Raw genomic sequence first — 23,994 nt, 5'->3', positions numbered from 1 at the left:
ACCGTGCCATGCTCCCATGGCGGCCGATGCCCGTTTCCGGTTGACTAGGGTCCGATGAATCCGAACCACGGCGGACAGCCGTACGACCCCGCCGCGCAGCCGCCGCCGAGCCCGGCGCCCGGCCGGTCGGCGCCGGTGGACGGACCCGGCCCGCCTCCCGGAGCGGTCGCCGCACCGCCCCAGTACCGTCCGGACGAGGCGTTCGCGCCCGGCGGCGGCCTGAAGTGGTGGGCCATTTCCCGGCGCCACACGTGGCAGCGGACGCTGCGGGCCGTGCTGTGGGCGGTACCGGTGGGCGCGCTGGGCGTCTTCCTGCTGGGGCGGGACGGTGGCCTGGCGCCCGCGGCCATGTGGGTGTCCGCGGTCTTCCTGGCGGCGGTCGTCGTCGGCATCGTGGCGGAACTCGACCGCCGCTCCTTCGGCTACGCCGAACGTGCGGACGATCTCATCGTGACGCACGGAGTGTTCGTCAAGCGCCTCATCGTCGTGCCCTACGGCCGGATGCAGTTCGTCGACGTGACGGCGGGGCTGCTGGAGCGGTGGATGGGCATCGCGACCGTCCGCATGCACACCGCGGCGGCCGCCACGGACGCGACCGTCCCCGGCCTGCCCGCGGCGGACGCCGCGCTGCTGCGCGACCGGCTGGCGCACAAGGGCGAGGAGAGGAGCATGGGCCTGTGAACGGCCCCTACGGCCCGCCGCCCGGTGCCCCCGGCCCGTACGGGCCCAACGGCCCGCCTGGTCCGCAGGGACGTCCCGGGCCCTACGGCCCTCCGGGGCCGTACGGGCCTTACGGCCCTCCGCGTCCTCCCTATGGGCCGCCTGGGCCGTACCAGGGGCCGCCTTACGGTCCGCCCAGACCGCCGTACCATCCGATGCACCCGCCCCCGGTGCGGTTCTCGGAAGGCACCCACAGGCTGCACTGGGCGACCGCGCCGCTACGCGCGTTCGTGTTCCTGATCGTCTACTTCGTCCTGCTCGGCTTCCCGCTCCTGCTGACCCAGACCGAGGACGGCATCGTTCTCGCCCTCACCCCCGAGGTGATCGCGAGGTTCCTGATCGTGTCGGTGCCGGTGGCCGCGATCGCGGTCGGCAGCGGACTGTGGGCCTGGCTGGCGCTGCGCTTCCGGGTGGACGGCGACGACCTGGTCGTGGAGACGGGCCTGCTGCGCAAGCGCAAGCGCCGCATCCCGCTGTCGCGGATCCAGGCCGTCGACCTCGTCCGTCCGCTGGTCACCCGCGTGTTCGCCCTCGCCGAGGTGCGGGTGGAGCTGGCGGGCGGCGAGCAGAGCGAGATCGCGCTGCGCTACCTGGGGCGGAACTCCGCCCAGCAGTTGCGCGCCGAACTCCTCGCCCTCGCCGCCGGTCTGCCCGGGCACACCCCGGAGGCCCCCGAACGGCACGTGTGGCGCGTCCCCTTCGGCGCGCTCTTCTCGTCCCTCTTCCTGCGGTGGCCCGTCATCGGGACGATCGTGCTGTTCCTGGGCTCCCTGGTGTTCATGGTGGTGTACACGGAGGGCGGCATCCTGGCCGTCACGGTGCCGATCCTGCTCGGCCTGCTCCGCGCCGTGGTCGCTCCCCTGGTGATGTACGCGAACTTCCGTGTCGCCATGTCACCGGACGGGATCCGACTCAGGTACGGGTTGCTCGAGACCCGCATGCAGACGCTCCCGCCCGGCCGCGTGCAGGCCGTCGGCATCGTCGAGCCGTCGATCTGGCGGAGCCTCGGCTGGGTCCGCGTCGAGATCACGGTGGCGGGGTACGCGGGCGAGCGGCAGGCCCTGTCCTCGACGCTGCTGCCGGTGGCCCCGCGCCAGGTCGCCATGCATCTGGTCTCGCAGGTGTTCCCGGGGACGCACGTGGACGCCGTCCCGCTCCTGCCGGCGTCCTCGAAGGCCATGTCGATCGACCGTCCGGACGGAGCGGGAACCGACGACGTCGTGTTCGTGACGCGGCACGGGTGGCCCTGCCGGCGCACGGACGTGATCGCCCACGCGCGCGCGCAGAGCGTCCGTCTGACCGTGAACCCGTTCCAGCGGCTCCTGGGGCTGGCGACCGTCCACGTGGACGCGCCACCGGGGTCGGTCCATGTCGCCGCCGCCGACCGCGACCTGGGCGAGGCCCGCGCGATCGTCGAGTCCACGGCGCGCAGGGCCCGGGCGGCGCGCAGGACCGCGGGCGATCCCTCCCACTGGGCCGCCCGCTGACCCCGCCCGGACCCGGACGGCGCCCCGCCCCCCGTCAGTCGAGGACCGCCGCGACGGCTTCGACCTCCACGAGCTGGTCGGCATAGCCGAGCACGGTGACGCCCATCAGGGTGCTGGGCACGTCGTGGTCGCCGAACGCGTCGCGGACGACCTCCCAGGACGCCACCAGGTCCTGCTGACGGGTCGAGGCGACCAGGACCCTGGTGCTGATGACGTCCTGGAGCGAGGCGCCGGCGTCCGCCAGCGCGGTCCGCAGGTTCTCGACGCAGCGCGCCGCCTGCCCCGCGTAGTCGCCGATCGCCGCGGTGGTGCCGTCCGCGTTCAGCGGGCACGACCCCGCGAGGAAGATCAGCCGGGCTTCGGCGGGCGCGGTGGCCGCGTAGGCGTACTCGGCGACGTCCGAGAGCGACGCGGAACGGATCAGGCTGACGGCACGGGCCATGGGCGCACTCCTTGGCGAGGTGACCGGGAACGCCGCGATCATCTCAGGCTCCCCCGGCTTTCACCTGGGTTTTCCGGGCGCCGTTCGCCGTCCCCGGCGGGTGCGGACGGCGGCGGCCGCGCAGGCGATCACGGCGACGCCGCCGAGGACGGTGGGCCGGGCGACCCGCTCGTCCAGGAACAGGACGGCCCAGCCGATGGTCATCACGGGCTGGACGAGCTGGACCTGGCCGACCCGCGCCATCGGGCCGATCGCCAGGCCGCGATACCAGGCGAAGAATCCGAGGAACATGCTCACGATCCCGAGGTACGCGAACGCGGCCCACTCGGCCGGGCCGCCGGTCGCGGGCTGCCGGGCCAGCGTTGAGACGGTGGCGAGGAGCATCGGGGGCGCGGAGAGCACGAGCGCCCACGAGACGGTCTGCCAGGCGCCGAGTTCGCGGGCGAGGAGGCCGCCCTCCGCGTAGCCGATCGCGGCGGCCACCACGGCCCCGAACAGCAGCAGGTCGGACGGGTGCGGGCCGCCGAACCCGTCGCCCTGCGACGACGCGAACCCCACCGCGGCGACCGCGCCGACGGCCGCGGTGATCCAGAAGGATTTCGGCTGGCGTTCGTGCGCGCGGAGCACGGCGGCCACCGCGGTCGCCGCGGGCAGCAGCGCGATCACGACGGCCCCGTGGCTCGCGGGTGCCGTGGTCAGCGCGAACGACGTCAGGAGCGGGAAGCCGGCGACGACCCCGCCGGCGACGACCGCCACCCGGACCCACTGGACGCCCCGCGGCGGCCGCTGCCTCGTGATCGCGAGCGCGGCGGCGGCGAGGCACGCGGCGACGACCGCGCGGCCGGAGCCGGCGAACAGCGGGGACATCCCGCCGTCCGCGACCGCCACGCGGGTGAACGGAAGGGTGAACGAGAACGCCGTGACCCCTAGCAGCCCCCATCCCAGACCAGTGGACGATAGCGGTGGGGCCTTTTGGAGAGTAGCGCTACTATCAATCGACATGAATGACGATAGCAGTGCCCGGATCGTGGCGGGACTTCGCGAGTGGATCGCCTCCGCCACGCCGGGCGCGAAGCTGCCGTCCACACGAAGCCTCGTCGCCCGGTACGGGGCGAGCCCGGTCACGGTGCAGAAGGCGCTGCGCACACTGGCGTCCCAGGGAATGGTGGAGAGCCGTCCCGGAGTGGGCACATTCGTCCGTACGGTCCGTACCGTCCGCCCGAACGACTACGGGTGGCAGACCGCGGCCCTCGGGGCTCCCCGGCACCGCACCCCGCGGACGTCCGCGGCCCTGCGCACCGCCCCGAACGACGCGGTCGCCCTGCATTCGGGCTATCCGGACCGGGAACTGCTGCCCGAACGCCTGGTCAGGACGGCGTTCGCCCGCGCGGCCCGCGGCGCCGGGGCGCTCGGACGACCGCCGTCCGCGGGGCTGCCGGACCTGCAGGCGTGGTTCGCGGCCGAACTCGGCGCCGCGACCCCCGCGTGGGGCGCGCCCCCGGCGCCGAGCGACGTCATCGTCTTCCCCGGTAGCCAGAGCGGTCTCGGCAGCGCGTTCCGCGCGCTCGTCGGCGCGGGCCGTCCGCTACTGGTGGAGTCCCCGACGTACTGGGGCGCCATCCTCGCCGCCGCCCAGGCGGGCGTACGGGTCGTGCCCGTTCCCAGCGGCACCGGCGGACCCGACCCGGACGACCTGGCCCGCGCGTTCGAGCAGACCGGCGCGCGCGCGTTCTACGCACAGCCGAACTTCACCAACCCGACCGGCGTCCGATGGTCTCCCGACCTGGCCGACCGGGTGCTCGACCTCGTCCGGCGGCACGGCGCGTTCCTCATCGAGGACGACTGGGCCCACGATCTCGGCATCGCCGCGGACCCCGTCCCCGTCGCGTCCCGGGACGACGGGGGGCACGTCGTGTACCTGCGGTCGCTGACCAAGAGCGTTTCCCCCGCGGTGCGCATCGCCGGTGTCATCGCCCGCGGTCCCGCTCGCGAACGCGTCCTCGCCGACGCGCAGGCCGAGTCCATGTACGTGAGCGGCATCCTGCAGGCCGTCGCGCTCGACGTCGTCACCCAGCCCGCGTGGGGGACGCACCTGCGCGGGCTGCGCCGCCGGCTCGCCGCCCGCCGCGACCTCCTGATCGGCGCGCTGCGGGAGCACGTTCCCGCCGCCCGCCTCGAGACGGTGCCGCAGGGAGGGCTGAACCTCTGGGTGCGGCTGCCGGACGCCACCGACCTGGCCCGGCTGGTCCGCGACTGCGAGACCGCCGGAGTCGTCGTCGCCCCGGGAGACGAATGGTTCCCCGCCGAACCGACCGGCGTCCACCTGCGGCTCAACTACTCCGGCCCGAATCCCGGAGCCTTCCCGGACGGCGCCCGCGTCATCGGCGAGATGCTCGCGCGGCAGGCCCGCTAGCGGGAGTTGTCCACAGGCCGAGTTTTTGGTTACCGCGGAACCCGCCGTACCCGAGCATGAAGTCAGCCGGTCCGCCCAGCGCGGGGGATGGGCGGACCGGTCCCGTCGAGACCACGCCATCGAGCACGGAGGTGCGTCATGAGGCAGCCCGAGCACACGCGGCCCGCGGAAAAGGAACGGGCATATCGTTCGGGGATGAGCGAAACGTACGATCCGTGGTCGCCGGGCTTCGTGGCGGACCCCTATCCGGTGTTCGAACGGCTCCGGGAGGAACGCCCGGTGTTCTTCCACGAGCCGACCGAGCAGTGGGTCATCAGCCGCTACGAGGACGTCGACGCGCTCCTGCGCGACCGCAGACTGGGACGCTCGTATCTCCACGTGGCGAGCCACGAGGAGTTCGGCAGAGAACCCGAGGCGGAGTTCCTCAGACCCTTCTGGGACCTCATCCGCGCGGGGATGCTCGACGTCGAACCGCCCACGCACACGCGGCTGCGGCGGCTGGTGTCCAAGGCGTTCACCGCCCGGATGGTCGAGGGGTTGCGCCCCACGATCAGGCGCCTGGCCGGGGAACTGGCCGACGGGCTCGCGGCCAGAGGCGGCGGCGACCTGCTCGCGGAGGTCGCCGAACCGCTTCCGGTGAACGTGATCGCCGAGATGCTGGGCGTCCCGGTAGGCGACCGGCCCCTCCTGCGGCCCTGGTCGGCCGACATCTGCGGGATGTACGAGCTGAACCCGTCCGAGGAGACCCAGCGGACGGCCGTCCGCGCCGCCGTCGAGTTCTCCGACTACCTGCGCGACCTGGCCCGGTCCCGCCGCGACGAGCCGCGCGACGACCTGATCAGCGCGCTCGCCCAGGTGGCCGACGAAGGAGACCGGCTCACCGAGGACGAACTGATCGGCACCTGCGTCCTGCTGCTCAACGCCGGGCACGAGGCCACGGTGAACGCCACGGGGAACGGATGGTGGTCGCTGTTCCGCAACCCCGGAGAGCTCGAACGACTCCGCGCCGACCCCTCGCTCGTCCCCACGGCCGTCGAGGAACTGCTGCGCTACGACACCCCGGCACCGATGTTCGAACGCTGGGTGCTGGAGGACGTCACCGTCGCGGGGACCGACATCCCGCGGGGCGCCGAGGTCGCACTGCTGTTCGCGTCCGCCAACCGCGACCCGGCGGTGTTCGCCGGCCCGAACCGCCTCGACCTGAGCCGCGACCCGAACCCGCACATCACGTTCGGCCTCGGCATCCACTACTGCCTGGGCGCGCCCCTCGGCCGCATCGAAATGGCGGAGTCCTTCGGCGCCCTGCTGAGAGCCGCACCCGGAATGCGCCCGACCGCCGACCCCAAGTGGAAACCCGGCTTCGTCCTGCGCGGTCTGGAGGCCCTCCACGTCGAATGCTGACAGGCGGGCAGATTGGTGGCCATGGACATCGACTGCGTGATCATCGACGCCACTGACCCGGATCGGCTGGCGGCCTTCTGGAGCGAACTGCTCGACCGGCCGATAGCAGCCCGTTTCGGACCGTACGTCTGGCTGGAACGCAGGAACGGGCTGGGCATCGGCTTCCAGCGCACCGACCGGTCCAGGGCCGGGAAGAACCGGCTGCACCTGGATCTGGCATCGGAGGATCCGGCGGCCGAACAGGCCAGGGTGGAAGCCCTGGGCGGACGGAGACTGACCGAGTACGACCCTGGAGGCTTCCTCGTCATGGCCGATCCCGAAGGGAACGAGTTCTGCATCATTCCCAACGGGCTGTTCGAGCTCGACGATGAGGGCCGGGCCCATTACCTACCTGGAGAGGAGAAAGCTACCTGACCCCGGTCGGAGCCGACCGGTTCCCTGCCGTCTGCCGCCGCACCGAGACCCCGCGCTCGTCGGCGGTCGAGTACACCGCCGGACGCGACGCCGTCGGTACCCGTGGGGTCCACCCGCCCCACGCCGTCCCACGCCGCCCCGGGGTCCACGCGTCGGGTCCCGGCTACCGGGTTTCGTCGGCAGTGCTCCGCCCTTCAGGGCGGGGTGAAGCCGACCTTCCCGCGGAGTGGGACAGGGAAAGCCTGATCGCCCTGCGGGGTGATCGGGTGTCCACTGGTCTCAGGCCGGGTGGTTCTGCTGCTCGATGTATGCCCGCAGGACGCTGATCGGTGCGCCGCCGACCGTCCCGGCGAAGTAGGACGCCGACCACAGCCTGTTCCCCCGCCAGTAGTGGCGGGCCAGTTCGGGGAACTCCCGGCGCATCCGCCGGGAGGAGACCCCTTTGAGGCTGTTGACCAGTTTGGACAGGGCGACCTTGGGCGGGAAGTTCACCAGCAGGTGCACGTGGTCGCCCCCGCCGTTGAACTCGGCGAGTTCGACCTCGAAGTCGGCGCACACCGCCCGCATGATCTCCTCCAGCCGTTCCAGGTGCGGCCCGGTGAAGACCCCGTGCCGCATCTTGGTCACGAAGACCAAATGCGCATGCAGCACGAAAACGCAGTGCCTGCCTGTCCTGACATCCCCGTACTCGACCATAGACCAATGCTAGGCTCGCCCGGTGCAGCTCGGATACGCCTTCCGCCTCTACCCCACCCGCGGCCAGCAGCAGGCCCTCGCGCGGGCGTTCGGATGCGCGCGCGTGGTGTACAACGACGCCCTGCGAGCGCGGGAGGACGCCCGCGGGCAGGGTTTGCCGTTCCCGAAGGCGGCCGAGCTGTCGGCCGCGATGACCGCGGCGAAGAAGACCCCGGAGCGTGCCTGGCTGGGTGAGGTGTCGGCGGTGGTGCTGCAGCAGTCGCTGCGGGACCTGGAGACCGCCTACCGCAACTTCTTCGACGGCCTGGCCGGCAAACGCCCCCGCATGGGGCCGCCGAGGTTCAAATCCCGCAAGGACAACCGGCAGTCGGTCCGGTTCACCGCCAACGCCCGCTGGTCGATCACGCCGGGCGGGAAGCTGTCCCTGCCCAAGATCGGCGAGGTGAAGGTGAAGTGGTCGCGGCGGCTGCCGTCGGTCCCCTCGACCGTGACCGTGGTCAAGGACGCGGCCGGGCGGTTCTTCTGCTCGTTCGTCGTGGAGACCGGCGCCGTGCCGGACCCGCCCGACGCCACGGCCGAGGTCGGGATCGACCTTGGACTGGAGCACTTCGCGGTCCTGTCGGACGGCCGCAAGATCACCTCCCCGAGGTTCCTGCGCCGCGCGCAGAACAAGCTCCGCAAGGCCCAAAAGGACCTGTCCCGCAAACAGAAGGGGTCCAGCAACAAAGGCAAGGCGCGTGTGAAGGTCGCCCGAGCGCACGCGCAGGTCGCCGACGCGCGCCGCGAGTTCCACCACCATCTGTCCACGACGCTCGTGCGCGACAACCAAGCGCTCTACGTCGAGGACCTGTGCGTCAAGGGGCTCGCGCGCACCCGGCTGGCCACATCGGTGCACGACGCCGGATGGTCGGCGTTCACCGCGATGCTGGAGTACAAGGCGACCCGGTACGGGCGCACGTTCGCGCGCGTCGATCGCAGGTTCCCCTCCTCGCAGATCTGCTCGGGTTGCGGGCGGCGCGACGGCCCCAAACCGCTGCACGTGCGCGCATGGGTGTGCGGCGGGTGCGGGGCCGGGCACGACCGGGACGTCAACGCCGCCCGCAACATCCTGGACCAGGGACGCCGCATCACCACGTGATGCTCTGCCGGTCGCCGCTGGACGGAAACCCCCAGGTGTCCCGGGGGAAGCGGAGACCTTAAACGCCTGATGGAGGGCAGGTAAGACCCCGGGCTCGTTGCGGGGCGCAGCCCGTTGAAGCAGGAAGCCACGGAAGTGCCCCGCCCACAGCGGCGCAGCACAGGCCGAACCCCCGCCTTCAGCTTCAGGGCGGGGAGCGCGTCAAGGATTGGACCGCGGCCACAGGGCGGGCGGGGTGGATGGGGTGGATGGGGTACGCGGTCACTGACCGGTGGGGCATGGTGCTGCTGGAGCCGTACCGGTCCGGGGCCGCGCAGTCCGAGGGTGTCGTCGGGGTTGAGGAGCAGGCACGCCTTCATCGACAGGCAGCCGCAGCCGATACAGCCGGTGAGCTCGTGTTCGAGGTCTTCGATGACCCGGCGCCGTTCCTCCAGCTGTCGTTTCCAGCGACGGGACACACGCTGCCAGTCCTTGTGGGTCGGGGCACGATCGGTGGGGAGCCCGGCGAAGACCTCGGCGACGTCCGACAGCGGAATGTGGAGGCGCTTGGCCACGATGATCAAGGAGATGCGACGGAGCATGTGCCGGGAGAACACGCGTTGGTTGCCGCCGTTGCGCCGGCTGAAGATCAGGCCCTTGCTCTCGTAGAAGTGCAGGGCGGAGGCCGGGACGCCGGTTCGGTGGACGACCTCGCCGATCGTGAGCCGGTCGTCAGGACTGGCGCGCACGGGATCACTCCTTTGCCGGGGTTCGGGACGTCGGTGTTCAGGTGGCGCGGCGGGCCGCCGCGCCGCGGCCGCGGATCAGGGCGGCCACGACGATCGACAGGACCAGGCAGAGCAGGCCCACGCCGACCTGCGTCAGTTGCCAGGACCACGTGAAGGCGTCCAGTTCTACGGCCTCCGCGCCGGCGGTGAGCCGTCCGGCGCCGACCTCGGCGGCGCGGGTCGTCTCGCCGAGCCTGGACGAGAGGAGCCCGACGAGGGAGGCGCTGTACGCGGCGATCACGAGAGCCTCGGCCGCTCCGCGCAGGGTGTTGAGGAATCCGGCCGCCGTGCCGACGGCGTCGGCGTGGACCAGCGCCATGGCCTGGCCGTCGGTGATGCCGAAGGACGCTCCCATGCCGACGCCGATCAGTACGAGCGGTGCCACGACGGTCATGACCGCGTTGTCGCTCTCGAGGGTCGCGAGCCACAGGTTCCCGCCCACGACGAGTAGCAGTGCGGCAAGGATCAGTGCACGGGCCGGGACTCCCCTGTTCACCAGGGCGACGGCGGTCATAGGCATGACCAGCACGGGAGCGGTCAGCAGCAGCATCGTCGCTCCCGCGGCCGCGGGAGACAGGTCCGCCGCCGCCTGCAGGTACGTAGGCAGGAAAACCAGAACGCCCAGGAACCCGATGGAGGTGGTCAGAGTCGCCAGGCTCCACCCCATGAAACCGCGGTTGGCGACCAGGGCGGGTGACAGCACCGGGGAAGCGCTGCGCCGCTGGACGACGCCGAAGACGACCAGCACGACCAGGCCCGCGATGCCGCAGAACAGGATGGCCGGATGGGCCCAGCCGAGCGAGGGGGCTTCCAGCAGCGCGAACATCAGCAAGGTCAGGGCGGCGACGAACAGGATGCCGCCTGCCCAGTCGGTCCGGTCGGCGCCGGTCGCACGGGATTCGCGGGCACGGGTCCCGCCCAGGGCGACCAGCAGGCCGATCACGGTGAAGATCGCGAAGCTTGCCCGCCAGCCGGTGGCGCTGATGAGGAGCCCCGACAGGGTCGGGCCGATGGCGATGCCGACCCCGGCCATGGTTCCCATCAGGGCGAAGGCGCGGTTGCGGGCGGCGCCGTCATAACCGGAGGCGAGGATGGCGCCGCCCGCCGCCATGATCCCGGCGCCGCCGACGCCGGAGACGATGCGGGCGATGTCGGCGACGATGATCACCGGGCTCAGCGCCGTCCCGAGGAATCCGGCCGCGAAGACCAGCGAGGAAAGGACGAAGACCCGTCGACGGCCGATCCGGTCGGCGGTCGAGCCCGCGATGAGCGTCATGGCCGCGAAGGCCAGGTTGTAACCGGCGACGACCCAGTTCAAAGGAGACCCGGAGGTATCGAGATCACGGCCGATGCTCGGCAGCGCCACCGCCGTTCCCGAGATGGACATCGCGACGAGAACGACACCGAGGAGGACGGCCGGAAGTATCAAGGGGGACGGCCGGTCCATCGGGAATGGTCGCGCCGCTGGGTCTGTGGGCGTGCTGTCCAGGCCGTTCGCCATGGCCACCGCTTCCTTCTGGTTCTGAGGCAGACGGTTGACAGCCGACCACCTCGACTGAAGTTGAGGTCAAATGCGCTGGTGGGGGCTCGCCTCTACAGGACTGTCAAGAACACGATGGGGCGGCGCGTGGGCCGTACCAGCGTGGACGGGCGCATTCAGCGAGCATCTGCTCCCGGTACCTGGCCGCGGGCCCCGCTGCTTCGCCGCCGGGCCCGCGACGGTGTCGCCGCGTTCGGCTACGGCAGCGGCATGGTCATCGGTGCGTGGACGGTCCGGTCCCGCAGCCGGAGGGGGTGTGTTGCCGTGCGGCACGGCCAACCACGGCAGGAAGGGGCGTGGCCGGCCCGCACTCGGTCCTGGGAGGCAAGCGACCTACCGCCCGACTGTCACCGGGATCACGACCAAGTACGGCTAGCGGGGCGGGGTGGTCATGGGGGTGGGGAGGGGGATGTGCTTGGTCTGGGCCAGCCAGCCGAAGCCGCCCAGGCCGGACGGGTCCGTGAGTTCGGCGTCCTCGCCCGCGTGGCAGAGGGCGGCGACGTAGGCGCGGGGGTCGCGGTGGGCGAGGTCCAGCGGGGGACGGGCGCCGGTCAGGCCGAGGGCGCGCAGAGCGGCGCGCTGCGTGGTGAGGGCGGTCGCGGTGGCGCCCGCGCGCTCGCCCTCGACGGCGCAGGCGTCGAGGGCGACGTGGGCGGTGACGTCGCAGGAGCCGTCGGGGACGGCGGGGACGGTCGAACCGTCGCGGTACCCGGCGAGGGTGCCGTACGGGGGGCGGGAACCGTGGGTGTGGGCGTAGTCGACGGCGATCGCGAGACCGCGGTCGAGGCGGCGCAGGACGGCGCCCCAGGCCGCGCAGCGGGGGCGGCCGACCTCGGCGCGGTCGCCGGTCTCGGCGAGGGGCCACCAGCGGTCGAGCCAGGCACGGTCCCCGGCGGACGGTTCGGGGCCGGGACGTTCGGCGCCGCTGGACGGGTCGACGAGCATCGTCCGGACGCCGTCGGGGGTCCGTTCGACCACGTCGAGGGGGATGTTGTCGAGCCATTCGTTGGCGATCGCGAGGCCGGTGAAGGAGTCCGGGATGTCGGGACGCCACGTCAGGTCGCGGGGGAGATCGGGGGGTGGTGGTGCGATCTCGACGGCGGTGAGCGCGAGGCGGGCGCGGAGTTCGGGGGTGACGCAGGCCCGGACGTTGGTGAGGAGGGCGCCGGAGCCGGCGCCGATGTCGACCAGGTCGAGGCGGGACGGGTGCCGGAGGGCGGCGTCCACGTCGGTGAGCAGCCGGGCGACGGCGGCGGCGAACCGGGGCGACGCGTGGACCGAGGTGCGGAAGTGCTCGGCGGGACGCTCTCCGCGCCGGTAGAACCCCCGCTCCCCGTACAGCGCGCGTTCCATGGCGCTGCGCCAGGGCAGCCACTCGGTGACCAAAGCCTCCACAGGTGCGACGTTACCGTGGGCGGGGGCCCGGGCCGGACCATCCTCGCGGTGGAGCACCGTCCGACTTGTGGCTGATCCGAGGCTGACCTGGCGGTACATAGCCTGTCGGCATGGTCGGGAGGATGTGGGAGTGGCTCCGGGGTAAGACGCCGCTGGTCGACGCGTTCCTCATGGCTCCGCTGGCGCTCTTCTCGCTGCCGGGGGTCCTGGGCGGCGCCTACGGCGTCCCCGTCGTCACGTACGTCGCCGTGACGGCCGGGCTCCTGCTTCCGCTGGTGCTGCGGCGGACCTGGCCGCGGCCGGTGTTCGTCGCGGTCGTGTTGGTGGCGGGCGTCCAGTGCCTCGCGGGGATCGTGCCGCTGCCCGCCAACATCGCGGTGCTGACGGTCTTGTACACGGTCACGGCCGGGTTCACGCTGCGGTGGGGTGTCGCCGCGGCGGTGGTGGTGGAGGTCGGCGCGGTGATGGCCACCTTCCGTTATCCGTCGGGGGCGGAGGACCGGCAGATCACGTTCGCCATGCTGACGGTGGTGACCGCGGGGGTGTGGCTGCTCGGGCTGCACATGCGGACGCGCCGGGCGTACCTGCGGTCGCTGGAGGAGCGGGCGGAGCGGCTGGAGCGGGAGCGCGACGCCGAGGTGAAGGTGGCGATGGCCGCGGAGCGGGCGAGCATCGCGCGGGAGCTGCACGACGTGGTGGCCCACAACGTCAGCGTGATCGTGGTGCAGGCGGACGGCGCGTCCTACGCGATCGAGCACGATGTGGGGCGGGCCCGGCAGGCGCTGGAGGCGATCTCCACGACCGGACGGTACGCGCTGGGCGAGATGCGGCGGCTGCTGGGCGTCCTGCGGGAGGACGACGACGCGGGGGCGTACGCGCCGCAGCCGGGGGTGGCGGAACTCGACGACCTGGTGGGGCAGGTCCGCGCGTCGGGGCTGCCGGTGACGTTCGAGGTGGACGGCATGCCGCCGGGCCTGTCGGAGGGACGCCAGCTCACCGTCTTCCGGATCGTCCAGGAGGCGCTCACCAATACGCTCAAGCACGGCGGGCCGCGGGTGTCGGCGACGGTGCGGCTGCGGTACGGCGGTGACGCCGTCGAGATCCGGGTGGACGACGACGGCCGCGGCGCCGCGGCGTCCGACGACGGGCGGGGCCACGGGCTGGTGGGCATGCGGGAGCGCGCGGCGGTGTACGGCGGCACGGTCCGGGCGGCGCCCCGGGCGGGCGGCGGTTTCGGGGTGCTGGCCCGGATCCCCACCGGGGATGACGAGTGACGCCGGAGACGGGAGTGCCGAATGAGTGAGTCGATCCGGGTCGTGCTGGTGGACGACCAGGAGCTGGTCCGGGCGGGGTTCGCGATGGTGCTGGACGCGCAACCGGACATCGAGGTGGTGGGGGAGGCGGGCGACGGCCTCCGGGCGCTCGAGTTGCTGCGCGCCACGCGCGCGGACGTGGTGCTGATGGACGTCCGGATGCCGCGGATGGACGGGATCGAGGCGACCCGCCGGATCGTGGCGGGCGGGGAGAAGCCGAAGGTCGTGATCCTGACGACCTTCGATCTGGACGAGTACGCGTTCGCGGCGATCAAGGCGGGGGCGGGCGGGTTCCTGCTGAAGGACGCGGGACCGGCGCACCTCATCGAGGCGATCAAGGCGGTGCACTCGGGGGACGCGGTGGTGGCGCCGAGCACGACGAAGCGGCTGCTGGACCGGTTCGCGGTGCACCTGCCGGACTCCGAGCGGGCGGCGGGCGGGGCGCTGGAGAGCCTGACCGAGCGGGAGGGGGAGGTGCTGCGGCTCGTCGCGCGAGGAATGTCGAACGCGGAGATCGCCGGGCGGTTGTACGTGTCGGAGGCGACCGTGAAAACGCATATGGGGCGGATTCTGACAAAGCTCGGATTGCGGGATCGGGTTCAGGCGGTGGTCTTCGCTTATGAGACGGGTCTGGTGAAAAGCGGTCAAAATGGTGACTTGTTGTAACGACTTGATCACTCTGTGGTGACTTTTTGCCTTCATCATGGGGTAATCGATTGGCCTACCTGAAAGTAGCTGAATAACTACCGTACGCGACGCCGTCTTTCTGGGACTGCGTCGGGCAATGTCAGCTCGGGCCCATAAAGCCCGCGTACGGGAGGACTCACGTGATCAAGAAGCTCGCCGCGACCGGCGTCCTCGGCTTCGCCATGACCGCCTCGGCCCTCGCCGCCGCTCCGGCCGCCTTCGCGGGCGGGGACGACCGCGGCGGCTCGTTCTCGAACAACGAGACGAGCGGCAACTTCAGCGTCCTGGGCGGAAACCAGGTCTTCGTCCCGATCTCGGCGCCGATCAACGCCTGCGGCAACGCGGTCGCGGTCTTCGGCGTCGCCGGCGCCGGCTGCAAGGCCGAGGCGGAGGTCGAGTTCGAGTAATCGGACCGCACCGAACGCCGGGGACCCGCGGGGGTCGCCGGCGTTCGCCTTTTCCGGGGTCGGGTGCCCTGGGCCCGTCCCCCGGGTCGGCGGGAGGGTTGATCCGGACGTACGACTCAGGTCGTACACGGCGGCCCGGGGCGCCCCTCGATGCCGATACGGGCGTGGCCGTGCGGTCGATGGCACGGCGGCCGCGGATTCCTAGCGTTGTGGACGGTCGTCAACCGTTCACGAAGGAGTCACCGTGACCAGCACGTTCACCGGCCCCGCCGGAGGGTCCCCCGCCGCAGCCGCACCGCCGGCCGTCGTCGCCGCGGAGGTGTCGAAGGTGTACGGCTCCGGTGACGCGGCCGTCCACGCGCTGCGGGGGGTCGGCGTCGGGTTCGCCCGCGGCGCGTTCACCGCGATCATGGGCCCGTCGGGCTCCGGGAAGTCCACGCTGATGCACTGCCTGGCCGGGCTCGACACGGTCAGCGGCGGGCGGATCATGCTCGGGGACGCGGAGATCACCCGGATGAACGACCGGCAGCTGACGATGCTGCGGCGCGAGCGGGTCGGGTTCGTCTTCCAGGCGTTCAACCTGCTGCCGACGCTCACCGCCGAGCAGAACATCCTGCTGCCGATGGACCTCGCGGGCCGCAAACCCGACCGCGCGTGGTTCGACCAGGTCGTGGACGTCGTGGGGCTGCGGGACCGGCTCGGCCACCGGCCGAACGAACTGTCCGGCGGCCAGCAGCAGCGCGTGGCGTGCGCGCGCGCCCTCGTCGCCCGTCCCGAGGTCATCTTCGCGGACGAACCGACGGGCAACCTCGACTCCCGTGCGGGCGCCGAGGTGCTGGGGTTCCTGCGCTCGTCCGTCCGCGAGATGGGGCAGACGATCGTCATGGTCACCCACGACCCGGTGGCGGCCGCGTACGCCGACCGCGTCGTGTTCCTGCGCGACGGCGAGATCGTGAGCGAGATCGAGCGGCCGACGCCGGAGACGGTGCTGGACCGCCTGAAGAACCTGGGGGCCTGATGCTGAAGACGACGCTGGCGGGCCTGCGGGCCCACAAGCTGCGGCTGGTCCTGACGGCCGTCGCGATCACGCTCGGGGTCGGGTTCATCGCCGGGACGTTCGTCCTGACCGACACCGTGGACAAGGCGTTCGGGCAGACGTTCGCGAAGTCGGCGGGGAAGATCGACGTCGCGGTCCTGCCGGGCGAGGACGGCGGCCCCGGCGAGGAGGGCGGCATCCCGCCGGACGTCCTCGAGAAGGTGCGGGCGGTGCCGGGGGTCACGGTGGCCGCCGGGCTGGTGCGGGGCGACGCGGCGCTGGTCGGCGAGGACGGCCGGGCCATCGGCGACATGCCCACGGTCGGGCTGTCGGTGCCGTCCGGGGAGCTGCTGCGGTACGAGGTCGACGAGGGGCGCGTCCCGCGCGGCGGCGGCGAGGTCGTGGTCCACACGAGCCTGGCCGAGCGCGAGGGCTTCGAGGTCGGCGAGGCCGCGACCGTCCTGGACGGGCGGAACCGGCCGCACCGGTTCACCGTCGTCGGCCTGGTCGACTTCGGCATCGACCAGGAGGCGAGCTACCGGGGCGCCGTCGGGTTCGACACCGCGACGGCGTCGGCGATGACGGGCGAGAAGACCTACCGGGAGCTGGACGTCCTCGGGGCGGACGAGGCGGCGGTCGCGGCGGCCGCGGGCGGCTCCTACGAGGTGCTCACCGGCGAGGAGTTGGGAGAGCGGCTGGCGAAGGAGGCGGGCGCCGACACCCGGATCCTCCGGACCGGGCTGCTGCTGTTCGGCATGGTCGCGATGCTGGTCTCGGCCCTGGTCATCTACAACACGTTCTCGATCCTGATCGCGCAGCGGATGCGGGAGATGGCGCTGCTGCGCTGCGTCGGCGCGACCCGCCGGCAGGTGTTCGGCGGCGTGCTGACCGAGTCCGTCGTGGTCGGGTTCGTCGGGTCGCTGCTGGGGCTGGCCGTCGGGCTCGGCCTGGGCTGGGGGCTGCTCGCGATCGTCCACCGGTTCAACGACGCCATCCCGGTGGCCGCGCCGGCGCTGGCCGTCCGGACGATCGTGCTCGGGCTCGCGGTCGGCGTCGTCGTGACCGTGGCGTCCGCGCTGCTGCCGGCCCGCGCCGCGACGCGCGTCTCGCCGGTGACGGCGCTGCGCGCGGACCTCGAGCCCGGCAGCGGACGGTTCCGGCTCGGCGTGCTCCGGACGCTGTTCGCCGTCCTGTTCTGCGCGCTGGGCCTGGCGGCCGGCGGCTACGCATCCCTGGTGATGGAGAAGGGGGAGACCGCGATGTACCTGGTCGCGGCCGCCGGGGCGCTGTTCTTCCTCGGGACGGTCGCGGCGATGCCGGCGCTGGTGCGGCCGCTCGGCCGGCTCGCCGGGGCGGTCCCGGCGCGGGTCGGCGGGGTGCCGGGACGGCTGGCGGTGGAGAACGCGCGCCGCGCCCCGCGCCGGACGGCGACGACGACGATCGCGCTGACGGTCGGGGTCGGGCTGATGAGCCTGTTCGCGGTGATCGCGGCGAGCGGGAAGGCGACGTCGACCGCGCAGATCGACGAGCAGTTCCCGGTCGAGTTCCAGGTGAGCACCCAGTTCGGCGGCGAGGACCAGCGCGTCCCGCACGCGCTGGCCGGGGCGCTGCGGGAGCGTCCGGAGTTCTCCCACGTCGTCGAGTTGCGGGACGCGGAGGCGAAGGTCGGCGGCGAGGAGTCGTACGTGTCGACGGTGACCGCGTCGGCCCTCGGGACGGTGCTGCGGCCGAAGATCACGGAGGGGTCGCTGTCGGCGCTGCGGCCGGGCACCGCGCTGATGGACGAGTACATCGCGGAGCGCTCCGGGCTGGCCGTGGGCGACACCACGCGGATCGCGACCGGGCGCGGCGCCGCGCAGGTGAAGATCGTCGGGGTGCACGACACGCCCGCCTTCACGGGGTTGCTGGTGCCGGAGGCGGACTTCGACCGCTACTTCACCGTTCGCGACTCGACGGCCCTCATGGTCAAGCAGGGGGCCGGGACGGACGCGACGGCGGCCCGCAAGGCGATCGAGGACGCCGCCAAGCCGTACCCGACGGTGCGGATCATGTCCGTGGCGGAGTTCAAGGACACCCTGAACGACTCGGTGAACACGATGCTGATGATCTTCGGCGGGCTGCTCGGCCTGGCGATCATCATCGCGCTGTTCGGCATCGCGAACACGCTGACGCTGTCGGTGGTGGAGCGCACCCGGGAGTCGGCACTGCTGCGCGCCCTCGGCATCACCAAGCGGCAGCTGCGCCGGATGCTGTCGGTCGAGGCGCTGGTGATGGCGGTGATCGGCGCGCTCACCGGGGTCGTCCTCGGCGTCGCGTTCGGCTGGGCGGCGACGCGGGCCATGGGCGAGAGCTCGGTGTTCGCGCTGCCGTACGGGCAGATCGCGGGGTTCATGGCGCTGGCCGCCGTGGCCGGGGTGCTCGCCGCCGTCATGCCCGCGCGCCGCGCGGCCAAGGCGTCCATCGTGGAGTCCCTCTCGACCGAGTGAGGCAGGCCCCCGGCTCTCGCGGCGCGCCGCCCCCGACCGTCCGGTCACGGGCGGCGCGCCGCCGTCCGCGATGGCGCGTCGCGCGTGCCGCCGCCCGCGTGCCGCCGTCCGTTCCGTCTTTCGCGGTGGCGCCCGTCCCTTGTCCAGGCCTGAGCGGACCGCGGGCGGGCACAGCGGGTACTCTGGGCCCCGCACGTCCGGTACCTACGTTCGAGGACTGGAACGAACGATGGATTCGCACGGTACGCCTTCCGCCGCGCCCGGAAACGAGCAGCCCGGCGCACCGGAGGACCGTCCCGCCCGGCTGTCGGTCGGCGTCGTGGGCGCGGGCCGCGTCGGCTCGGCGCTCGGCTCGGCGCTCGGGCTGGCCGGGCACCGCGTCGTCGCCGCGACGGCCGTGTCGGCGCGGTCGCGCGAGCGGGCGGCCGGCCGGCTGCCCGGCGCGGACCTCACCGACCCGCACGCCGCGGTGACCGCCGCCGACCTGGTGCTGCTGACCGTTCCCGACGACCAGCTGCCCGATCTGGCCGCGGGGTTCGCCACGGCGGGCGTCCCGGTCGCGGGCAAGCTCGTGGTGCACACGAGCGGCCGGTTCGGGACGTCCGTCCTGGACCCGCTGACCCGCGCGGGCGCGCTCCCGCTGGCGCTGCACCCGGTGATGACGTTCACCGGACGCCCGGACGACGTGGACCGGCTCGCCGGGATCTCGTTCGGCGTCACGGCGCCGGAGCCGCTGCGGCCGGTCGCCGAGGCGCTCGTGGTGGAGATGGGCGGGGAGCCGGTGTGGATCCCCGAGGAGCGGCGCCCGCTGTACCACGCGGCGCTCGCCGGCGGCGCGAACCACCTGGTCACGCTGGTCGTCGAGGCGATGGACCTGCTGCGCGCGGCCGGGGTGGACGAGCCGGGCGCGATGCTCGGGCCGCTGCTGGGGGCCGCCCTCGACAACGCGCTGCGGCTCGGCATCGACGGGCTGACCGGGCCGGTCGCGCGCGGCGATGCCGGGACCGTCGCCGGCCACGTCGCGGAACTCGGCAAGGTGTCGCCGGAGAGCCGCCGCGCCTACGTCGCGCTGGCCCGCCTCACCGCCGACCGGGCGCTCGCCGCCGGGATGCTCAAGCCGGAGGACGCCGAGCGGCTCCTCGAGGCCCTGGCGGACTGACCGTCGTGGACGCGCACGAACCCGTGGAGCGGTCCGCGCCGCACCGGGACATATCGCATGAGACCAGGCCGGATCGGGACGAGAGCGAGTCGAGGGGAGCGTCGTGACGCCCGTCATCGTGAGGACGCGGGAGGAGCTGCAAGCCGCCCGGAAGGCCGTGCCGGGCACGCTGGCGCTCGTCCCGACCATGGGCGCGCTGCATGAGGGGCATCTTTCCCTGATGCGGGAGGCGCGCGCGCGTGCGGACGGCGTGGCCGTCAGCATCTTCGTGAACCCGCTGCAGTTCGCCCCCGGCGAGGATTTCGACCGGTACCCGCGCACCTTCGAGGACGACGTCGCGGCGTGCGCGCGCGCGGGCGTCGACGTGGTGTTCGCCCCGTCCCGTGACGTGATGTATCCGGCGGAGCCGCAGGTAACGCTGAAGTCGGGGCCGATGGGCGCCGTGGTCGAGGGCGCCGCCCGGCCCGGTCACTTTGATGGAATGCTCACCGTCGTCCTGAAGTTGCTGAATCTGGTACGTCCCGATGTGGCCGTGTTCGGGGAGAAGGACGCGCAGCAGCTCGCCCTGATCCGCCGGATGGTCGCGGACCTGAACGTGCCCGTCGAGATCGTCGGCGCTCCGACCGTCCGGGAGCCGGACGGGCTGGCGCTGTCGAGCCGCAACCGCTACCTGTCGCCGGACGAGCGCCGCACCGCGCTCGTGCTGTCTCGGGCGCTGCGCGCCGGCGCGGCCGCCGCGGCGGCGGGCGGCGACGGGCGGGGCGGGCCGGACGCGGTGCTCGGCGCGGCCCGCGCGGAACTCGCCGCGTCCGCGTCCGCGTCCGCGTCCGCGTCCGCGTCCGCCGAGCCGCCGCTGGACCTGGACTACCTCGTGCTCGTCGACCCGGCGACGTTCACCGAGGTCACCGCCGACCACGCCGGACCGGCCGTGCTCGCCGTCGCGGGCCGCGTCGGCGCCACCCACCTGATCGACAACGTTTCCCTCCAGCTCGGTAAGGAGCACTGATGTTCCGGACGATGTTCAAGTCGAAGATCCACCGCGCCACGGTGACCCAGGCGGACCTGCACTACGTGGGTTCGCTGACCATCGACCAGGACCTGATGGACGCCGCCGACCTGCTGCCCGGCGAGCAGGTCCACATCGTCGACATCGACAACGGGGCCCGGCTGGAGACGTACCTGATCGCGGGCGAGCGCGGCTCCGGCGTGATCGGGATCAACGGGGCGGCGGCGCGGCTGGTGCAGCCCGGCGACCTGGTGATCATCATCAGCTACGCGCAGCTCAGCGATGCCGAGGCGCGCGAGTTCGTCCCGCAGGTGGTGCACGTCGACCGGTCGAACAAGATCGTCTCGCTGGGCACCGACCCCGCCGAGCCGGTCCCGGGCGGGGACGGGCGGCGCGGGGACGTCCTGTCCGCGTCGCACGCGGCGACGAGCCGCTAAGGCCTGTACTCGGCCATGGGGTTGGTGACGGTCGGGTGATGGGAGGGCGGCCGCCGGGTGCGGCGCGCCGCCGCCGGGCCTGCGGCCGCCGGGTCGGGCCGCCGGGCCTGCGGCCGCCGGGCGTCAGGTCGCCGGGCCTGCGGTCGCCGGGCGTCGGGCCGCCGGGTCGGGCCGCCGGGCCGCTGGGCTGCCGGGCCTGCCGCCGCCGGGCGTCGGGCCGGGCGTCGGGCCGCTGGGTCGGGCCGTCGGGCGTCGGGCCGTCGGGCCGCTGGGCTGCCAGGCGTCGGGCCCGCCGGGTGTCGGGTCGCTGGGTGTAGACGGCCTTCCTTGTCCGCTTGAAGCGGGCGTCTCGAGCGTTTATTGCTGCTGAGCGGGCGGGCCGTCCGGGTTTCCGGACGGTCCGCCCGCTTTGTTTGGGGGGCGGGGAATATCCCGATCCGGGGTTAGTGTCACAATGACGAGAATCGAGCCCCGGAGGAGGGCCCATGATCCCTTCCGCGCTGACCGCCCCCGAACCCGGCTGGACCGCCCGTGCCGACGTCGTCGTCATCGGCTCGGGCATCGCCGGTCTCGTCGCCGCGCTCCGCTGCCGCGCGCACGGGCGCGTCCTGCTCGTCACGAAGGCGCTGCTGGACGCCGGCTCCACGCGCTGGGCGCAGGGCGGGATCGCCGCCGCCCTCGCCCCCGACGACACCCCCGCCGAGCACCTGGCCGACACGCTGGTCGCGGGCGTGGGGCTGTGCGACGAGGACGCCGTCCGCGCGCTGGTCACCGAGGGGCCGGACGCCGTCCGCGACCTCATCGACCTCGGTGCGGCGTTCGACCTGTCCGAGGGCGGCGGCATCGCGCTGACCCGCGAGGGCGGGCACCGGCGGCGGCGCATCGCGCACGCGGGCGGCGACGCGACCGGCGCGGAGATCAGCCGGGCGCTGCTCGCCGCGCTCAAGGACTCGGGCGTCGAGGTGATCGAGCACGCGCTGGTCCTCGACCTGCTCAAGGACGCGGACGGGCGCGCCGCCGGGATCACGCTGCACGTGATGGGGGAGGGCCAGCCCGCGGGTGTGGGCGCCGTCCGCGCGCGCGCCGTCGTGCTCGCGACCGGCGGGCTCGGCCAGGTGTTCTCCGCCACCACCAATCCCGAAGTTTCTACGGGTGATGGCGTGGCACTCGCGTTGCGTGCAGGAGCCGAGGTCGCCGACCTTGAGTTCGTCCAGTTCCACCCCACGCCGCTTTGGCTCGGGGAGGGCGCGCGCGGGCAGCAGCCCCTCATCTCGGAGGCCGTGCGAGGTGAAGGCGCCCACCTGATCGACCACGCGGGCGAACGGTTCATGGTCGGCCGGCACGAACTGGCCGAACTCGCGCCGCGCGACGTCGTCGCGAAGGGGATCATGAACCGGATGCGGGAGACGGGCGCGTCCTGCATGCTCCTGGACGGGCGGCACCTCGGCGCCGCGATGTGGGAGTCGCGGTTCCCGACGATCCTCGCGGTGTGCCGGGACCACGGCATCGACCCCGTCACCGAGCCGATCCCGATCGTCCCCGCCGCGCACTACGCGAGCGGCGGCGTCCGCACGGACCTGGCGGGCCGCACGTCCGTCCCCGGCCTGTACGCGTGCGGCGAGGTCGCCTGCACGGGCGTGCACGGCGCGAACCGGCTCGCGTCCAACTCGCTGCTGGAGGGGCTCGTGTTCGCCGCGCGGATCGCCGACGCGCTCCCCGGCGACCTCGCGGGCGCGCCCGGCACACCCGGCACGCCCGGCGCCTCGGGCGCCGAACCCGCGCCGCCCCCGCCGGGCGCCGGCGTCCTGCTCGACCCGGCCCGGCGGTCGGACGTCCAGCGGATCATGACCGGCCACGCGGGCGTGCTGCGCAGCGCGGAGGGCCTGGAGACCGCCGCCCGCGAGCTCGCCGCCCTGCCCGGCGCGGGTGCCGCGCCCGGCGTGGACGCGTGGGAGGCCACGAACCTGCACACGGTCGCGTCCGCGATCGTCGCCGCCGCCCGGCGCCGCGAGGAGACCCGCGGGAGCCACTGGCGCGAGGACTTCCCGGAACGTTCCGACACGCGCTGGCGCGGCCACCTGGTGACGCGGCTCGTTCGGGCGGGCGCGGGGAACGATCACACCGAACTGGTCACCACCTACGAACCCGCGAAGGGGACACCGGCATGACGACCGAGACCGTGACACCCGAGACGGAGGCGGCGCTGCGGGCCGCCGGGCTCGATCCACAGGCTGTGGAGAACCTCGTGCGGGCGGCGCTCGCCGAGGACGGCGAGGTCGACGTCACCAGCGAGCCGATCTTCGCACCGGACGACACCGCGTCCGGGGACTTCACCGCCCGCGAGGCGGGCGTCGTCGCGGGCGTCCCGGTCGCCGCCGCCGTGTTCGACCTCCTCGGCGTGGCGCACGAGGCGAAGGCCGCCGACGGCGACCGCGTCGTCCCCGGCCAGGTGATCATCACGGTGAGCGGGCCGACCCGGGCGGTGCTGCGCGCCGAACGGACGGCCCTGAACCTGCTCACGCACCTGTCCGGAATCGCGACCGCGACGCGGCGGTGGGTGGACGCGCTGGAGGGCACCGAAGCGCGGATCCGCGACACCCGCAAGACCCTCCCCGGCCTGCGCGCCCTGCAGAAGTACGCGGTGCGCTGCGGCGGCGGAGTCAACCACCGGCTCGGCCTGCACGACGCCGCGCTCATCAAGGACAACCACGTCGCCGCGGCCGGATCGGTCACCCGCGCGTTCCATGCCGTTAGGGACGTGTACCCGGCGTTGCACGTCCAGGTGGAGTGCGACACCCTCGCACAGGTGGAGGAGGCACTCGCGGCGGGCGCGCGCGCGATCCTGCTCGACAACATGACGGACGCCGAGATGTCGGAGGCCGTCCGGCTTGTGGCGGGGCAGGCGGAACTGGAGGCGAGCGGTGGCCTTACCCTGGAGCGGGCCCGAGACGTCGCCGTGACCGGAGTCGACTACCTTGCCGTCGGCGCGCTGACGCACTCGGCGCGCGTGTTCGACATCGGCCTTGACTTCACCTGACCAGCGGGGACCT

General features: G+C 73.1%; 21 protein-coding genes and 1 pseudogene. 16 read left to right on the top strand and 6 right to left on the bottom strand.

The window, feature by feature from the left end; genetic code table 11:
- The first annotated feature begins 54 nt into the window (after positions 1 to 54).
- Both F7P10_RS16770 and F7P10_RS16765 read left to right on the top strand, forming a co-directional pair.
- Positions 55 to 681 (top strand): PH domain-containing protein, encoded by a 627-nt coding sequence (locus F7P10_RS16770; RefSeq protein WP_151010194.1) that lies wholly within the window; start codon positions 55 to 57, stop codon positions 679 to 681.
- 209 nt (positions 682 to 890) lie between these two features.
- Positions 891 to 2,207 carry a PH domain-containing protein gene (locus F7P10_RS16765; protein WP_254716644.1) on the top strand — a complete coding sequence of 439 codons (1,317 nt, stop codon included), beginning with the start codon at positions 891 to 893 and terminating at the stop codon, positions 2,205 to 2,207.
- 34 nt (positions 2,208 to 2,241) lie between these two features.
- Here F7P10_RS16765 and F7P10_RS16760 read toward each other — a convergent pair whose 3' ends face one another.
- Complete coding sequence (locus tag F7P10_RS16760; protein WP_151010192.1) at positions 2,242 to 2,649, bottom strand: RidA family protein; 408 nt, start codon at positions 2,647 to 2,649, stop codon at positions 2,242 to 2,244.
- A 60-nt stretch (positions 2,650 to 2,709) separates the two neighbouring features.
- On the bottom strand, positions 2,710 to 3,537 hold the full coding sequence (locus F7P10_RS16755) for a DMT family transporter (RefSeq protein WP_254716643.1): 828 nt from the start codon (positions 3,535 to 3,537) through the stop codon (positions 2,710 to 2,712).
- Between the two features lie 112 nt (positions 3,538 to 3,649).
- Between F7P10_RS16755 and F7P10_RS16750 the strand changes: the two genes are divergently transcribed.
- From F7P10_RS16750 to F7P10_RS16740, 3 genes are all read left to right on the top strand, one after another.
- Positions 3,650 to 5,062 (top strand): PLP-dependent aminotransferase family protein, encoded by a 1,413-nt coding sequence (locus F7P10_RS16750; RefSeq protein WP_151010190.1) that lies wholly within the window; start codon positions 3,650 to 3,652, stop codon positions 5,060 to 5,062.
- A 195-nt stretch (positions 5,063 to 5,257) separates the two neighbouring features.
- Positions 5,258 to 6,463 carry a cytochrome P450 gene (locus F7P10_RS16745; protein ID WP_151010189.1) on the top strand — a complete coding sequence of 402 codons (1,206 nt, stop codon included), beginning with the start codon at positions 5,258 to 5,260 and terminating at the stop codon, positions 6,461 to 6,463.
- Between the two features lie 21 nt (positions 6,464 to 6,484).
- A complete protein-coding gene (locus tag F7P10_RS16740) occupies positions 6,485 to 6,877 on the top strand; it encodes a VOC family protein (RefSeq protein WP_151010188.1) in 393 nt (130 codons plus the stop codon).
- Positions 6,878 to 7,156: 279 nt separating this feature from the next.
- Here the strand turns inward: F7P10_RS16740 and tnpA are convergent, their stop codons facing one another.
- Positions 7,157 to 7,573: an IS200/IS605 family transposase gene (gene tnpA, locus F7P10_RS16735; RefSeq protein WP_151010187.1), complete on the bottom strand. Its 417-nt coding sequence runs from the start codon at positions 7,571 to 7,573 to the stop codon at positions 7,157 to 7,159.
- A gap of 22 nt (positions 7,574 to 7,595) precedes the next feature.
- Between tnpA and F7P10_RS16730 the strand changes: the two genes are divergently transcribed.
- Positions 7,596 to 8,711: an RNA-guided endonuclease TnpB family protein gene (locus tag F7P10_RS16730; protein WP_151010186.1), complete on the top strand. Its 1,116-nt coding sequence runs from the start codon at positions 7,596 to 7,598 to the stop codon at positions 8,709 to 8,711.
- 344 nt (positions 8,712 to 9,055) lie between these two features.
- Here F7P10_RS16730 and soxR read toward each other — a convergent pair.
- The 3 genes and pseudogenes from soxR to F7P10_RS16715 all read right to left on the bottom strand — a co-directional run.
- Positions 9,056 to 9,439 (bottom strand): annotated as a pseudogene (gene soxR, locus F7P10_RS16725) (redox-sensitive transcriptional activator SoxR); the annotation flags it as partial.
- Positions 9,440 to 9,476: 37 nt separating this feature from the next.
- Positions 9,477 to 10,865, bottom strand: coding sequence for an MFS transporter (locus tag F7P10_RS16720; protein ID WP_218040546.1), 1,389 nt, complete (start codon positions 10,863 to 10,865; stop codon positions 9,477 to 9,479).
- A gap of 525 nt (positions 10,866 to 11,390) precedes the next feature.
- Positions 11,391 to 12,413, bottom strand: coding sequence for an SAM-dependent methyltransferase (locus F7P10_RS16715; RefSeq protein WP_368077473.1), 1,023 nt, complete (start codon positions 12,411 to 12,413; stop codon positions 11,391 to 11,393).
- A 110-nt stretch (positions 12,414 to 12,523) separates the two neighbouring features.
- On the opposite strand from F7P10_RS16715, the gene F7P10_RS16710 reads away from it, so the two are divergent.
- From F7P10_RS16710 to nadC, 10 genes are all read left to right on the top strand, one after another.
- Positions 12,524 to 13,687: a sensor histidine kinase gene (locus F7P10_RS16710; protein ID WP_151010185.1), complete on the top strand. Its 1,164-nt coding sequence runs from the start codon at positions 12,524 to 12,526 to the stop codon at positions 13,685 to 13,687.
- A 21-nt stretch (positions 13,688 to 13,708) separates the two neighbouring features.
- Positions 13,709 to 14,392: a response regulator transcription factor gene (locus F7P10_RS16705; RefSeq protein ID WP_151010184.1), complete on the top strand. Its 684-nt coding sequence runs from the start codon at positions 13,709 to 13,711 to the stop codon at positions 14,390 to 14,392.
- 161 nt (positions 14,393 to 14,553) lie between these two features.
- Positions 14,554 to 14,820, top strand: a complete 267-nt coding sequence (locus tag F7P10_RS16700; RefSeq protein ID WP_254716642.1) for a chaplin family protein — start codon at positions 14,554 to 14,556, stop codon at positions 14,818 to 14,820.
- A gap of 244 nt (positions 14,821 to 15,064) precedes the next feature.
- Positions 15,065 to 15,838 carry an ABC transporter ATP-binding protein gene (locus F7P10_RS16695; protein WP_151010183.1) on the top strand — a complete coding sequence of 258 codons (774 nt, stop codon included), beginning with the start codon at positions 15,065 to 15,067 and terminating at the stop codon, positions 15,836 to 15,838.
- Positions 15,838 to 18,342 (top strand): ABC transporter permease, encoded by a 2,505-nt coding sequence (locus tag F7P10_RS16690; RefSeq protein WP_151010182.1) that lies wholly within the window; start codon positions 15,838 to 15,840, stop codon positions 18,340 to 18,342. The genes F7P10_RS16695 and F7P10_RS16690 overlap by 1 nt, the downstream gene beginning before the upstream one ends.
- A gap of 229 nt (positions 18,343 to 18,571) precedes the next feature.
- Positions 18,572 to 19,501, top strand: coding sequence for a Rossmann-like and DUF2520 domain-containing protein (locus F7P10_RS16685; RefSeq protein WP_151010181.1), 930 nt, complete (start codon positions 18,572 to 18,574; stop codon positions 19,499 to 19,501).
- A gap of 103 nt (positions 19,502 to 19,604) precedes the next feature.
- A complete protein-coding gene (panC, locus tag F7P10_RS16680; protein ID WP_151010180.1) occupies positions 19,605 to 20,507 on the top strand; it encodes a pantoate--beta-alanine ligase in 903 nt (300 codons plus the stop codon).
- Complete coding sequence (gene panD / locus F7P10_RS16675; RefSeq protein WP_151010179.1) at positions 20,507 to 20,944, top strand: aspartate 1-decarboxylase; 438 nt, start codon at positions 20,507 to 20,509, stop codon at positions 20,942 to 20,944. Before panC ends, panD begins: the two co-directional genes overlap by 1 nt.
- A gap of 485 nt (positions 20,945 to 21,429) precedes the next feature.
- Positions 21,430 to 23,112 carry an L-aspartate oxidase gene (locus F7P10_RS16665; protein WP_151010178.1) on the top strand — a complete coding sequence of 561 codons (1,683 nt, stop codon included), beginning with the start codon at positions 21,430 to 21,432 and terminating at the stop codon, positions 23,110 to 23,112.
- Positions 23,109 to 23,981: a carboxylating nicotinate-nucleotide diphosphorylase gene (gene nadC / locus F7P10_RS16660; RefSeq protein ID WP_151010177.1), complete on the top strand. Its 873-nt coding sequence runs from the start codon at positions 23,109 to 23,111 to the stop codon at positions 23,979 to 23,981. Before F7P10_RS16665 ends, nadC begins: the two co-directional genes overlap by 4 nt.
- Positions 23,982 to 23,994: the final 13 nt, after the last annotated feature.

Source organism: Actinomadura sp. WMMB 499, from assembly GCF_008824145.1.
Classification (GTDB): domain Bacteria; phylum Actinomycetota; class Actinomycetes; order Streptosporangiales; family Streptosporangiaceae; genus Spirillospora.
This window is presented reverse-complemented; position numbering and strand designations above follow the sequence as displayed.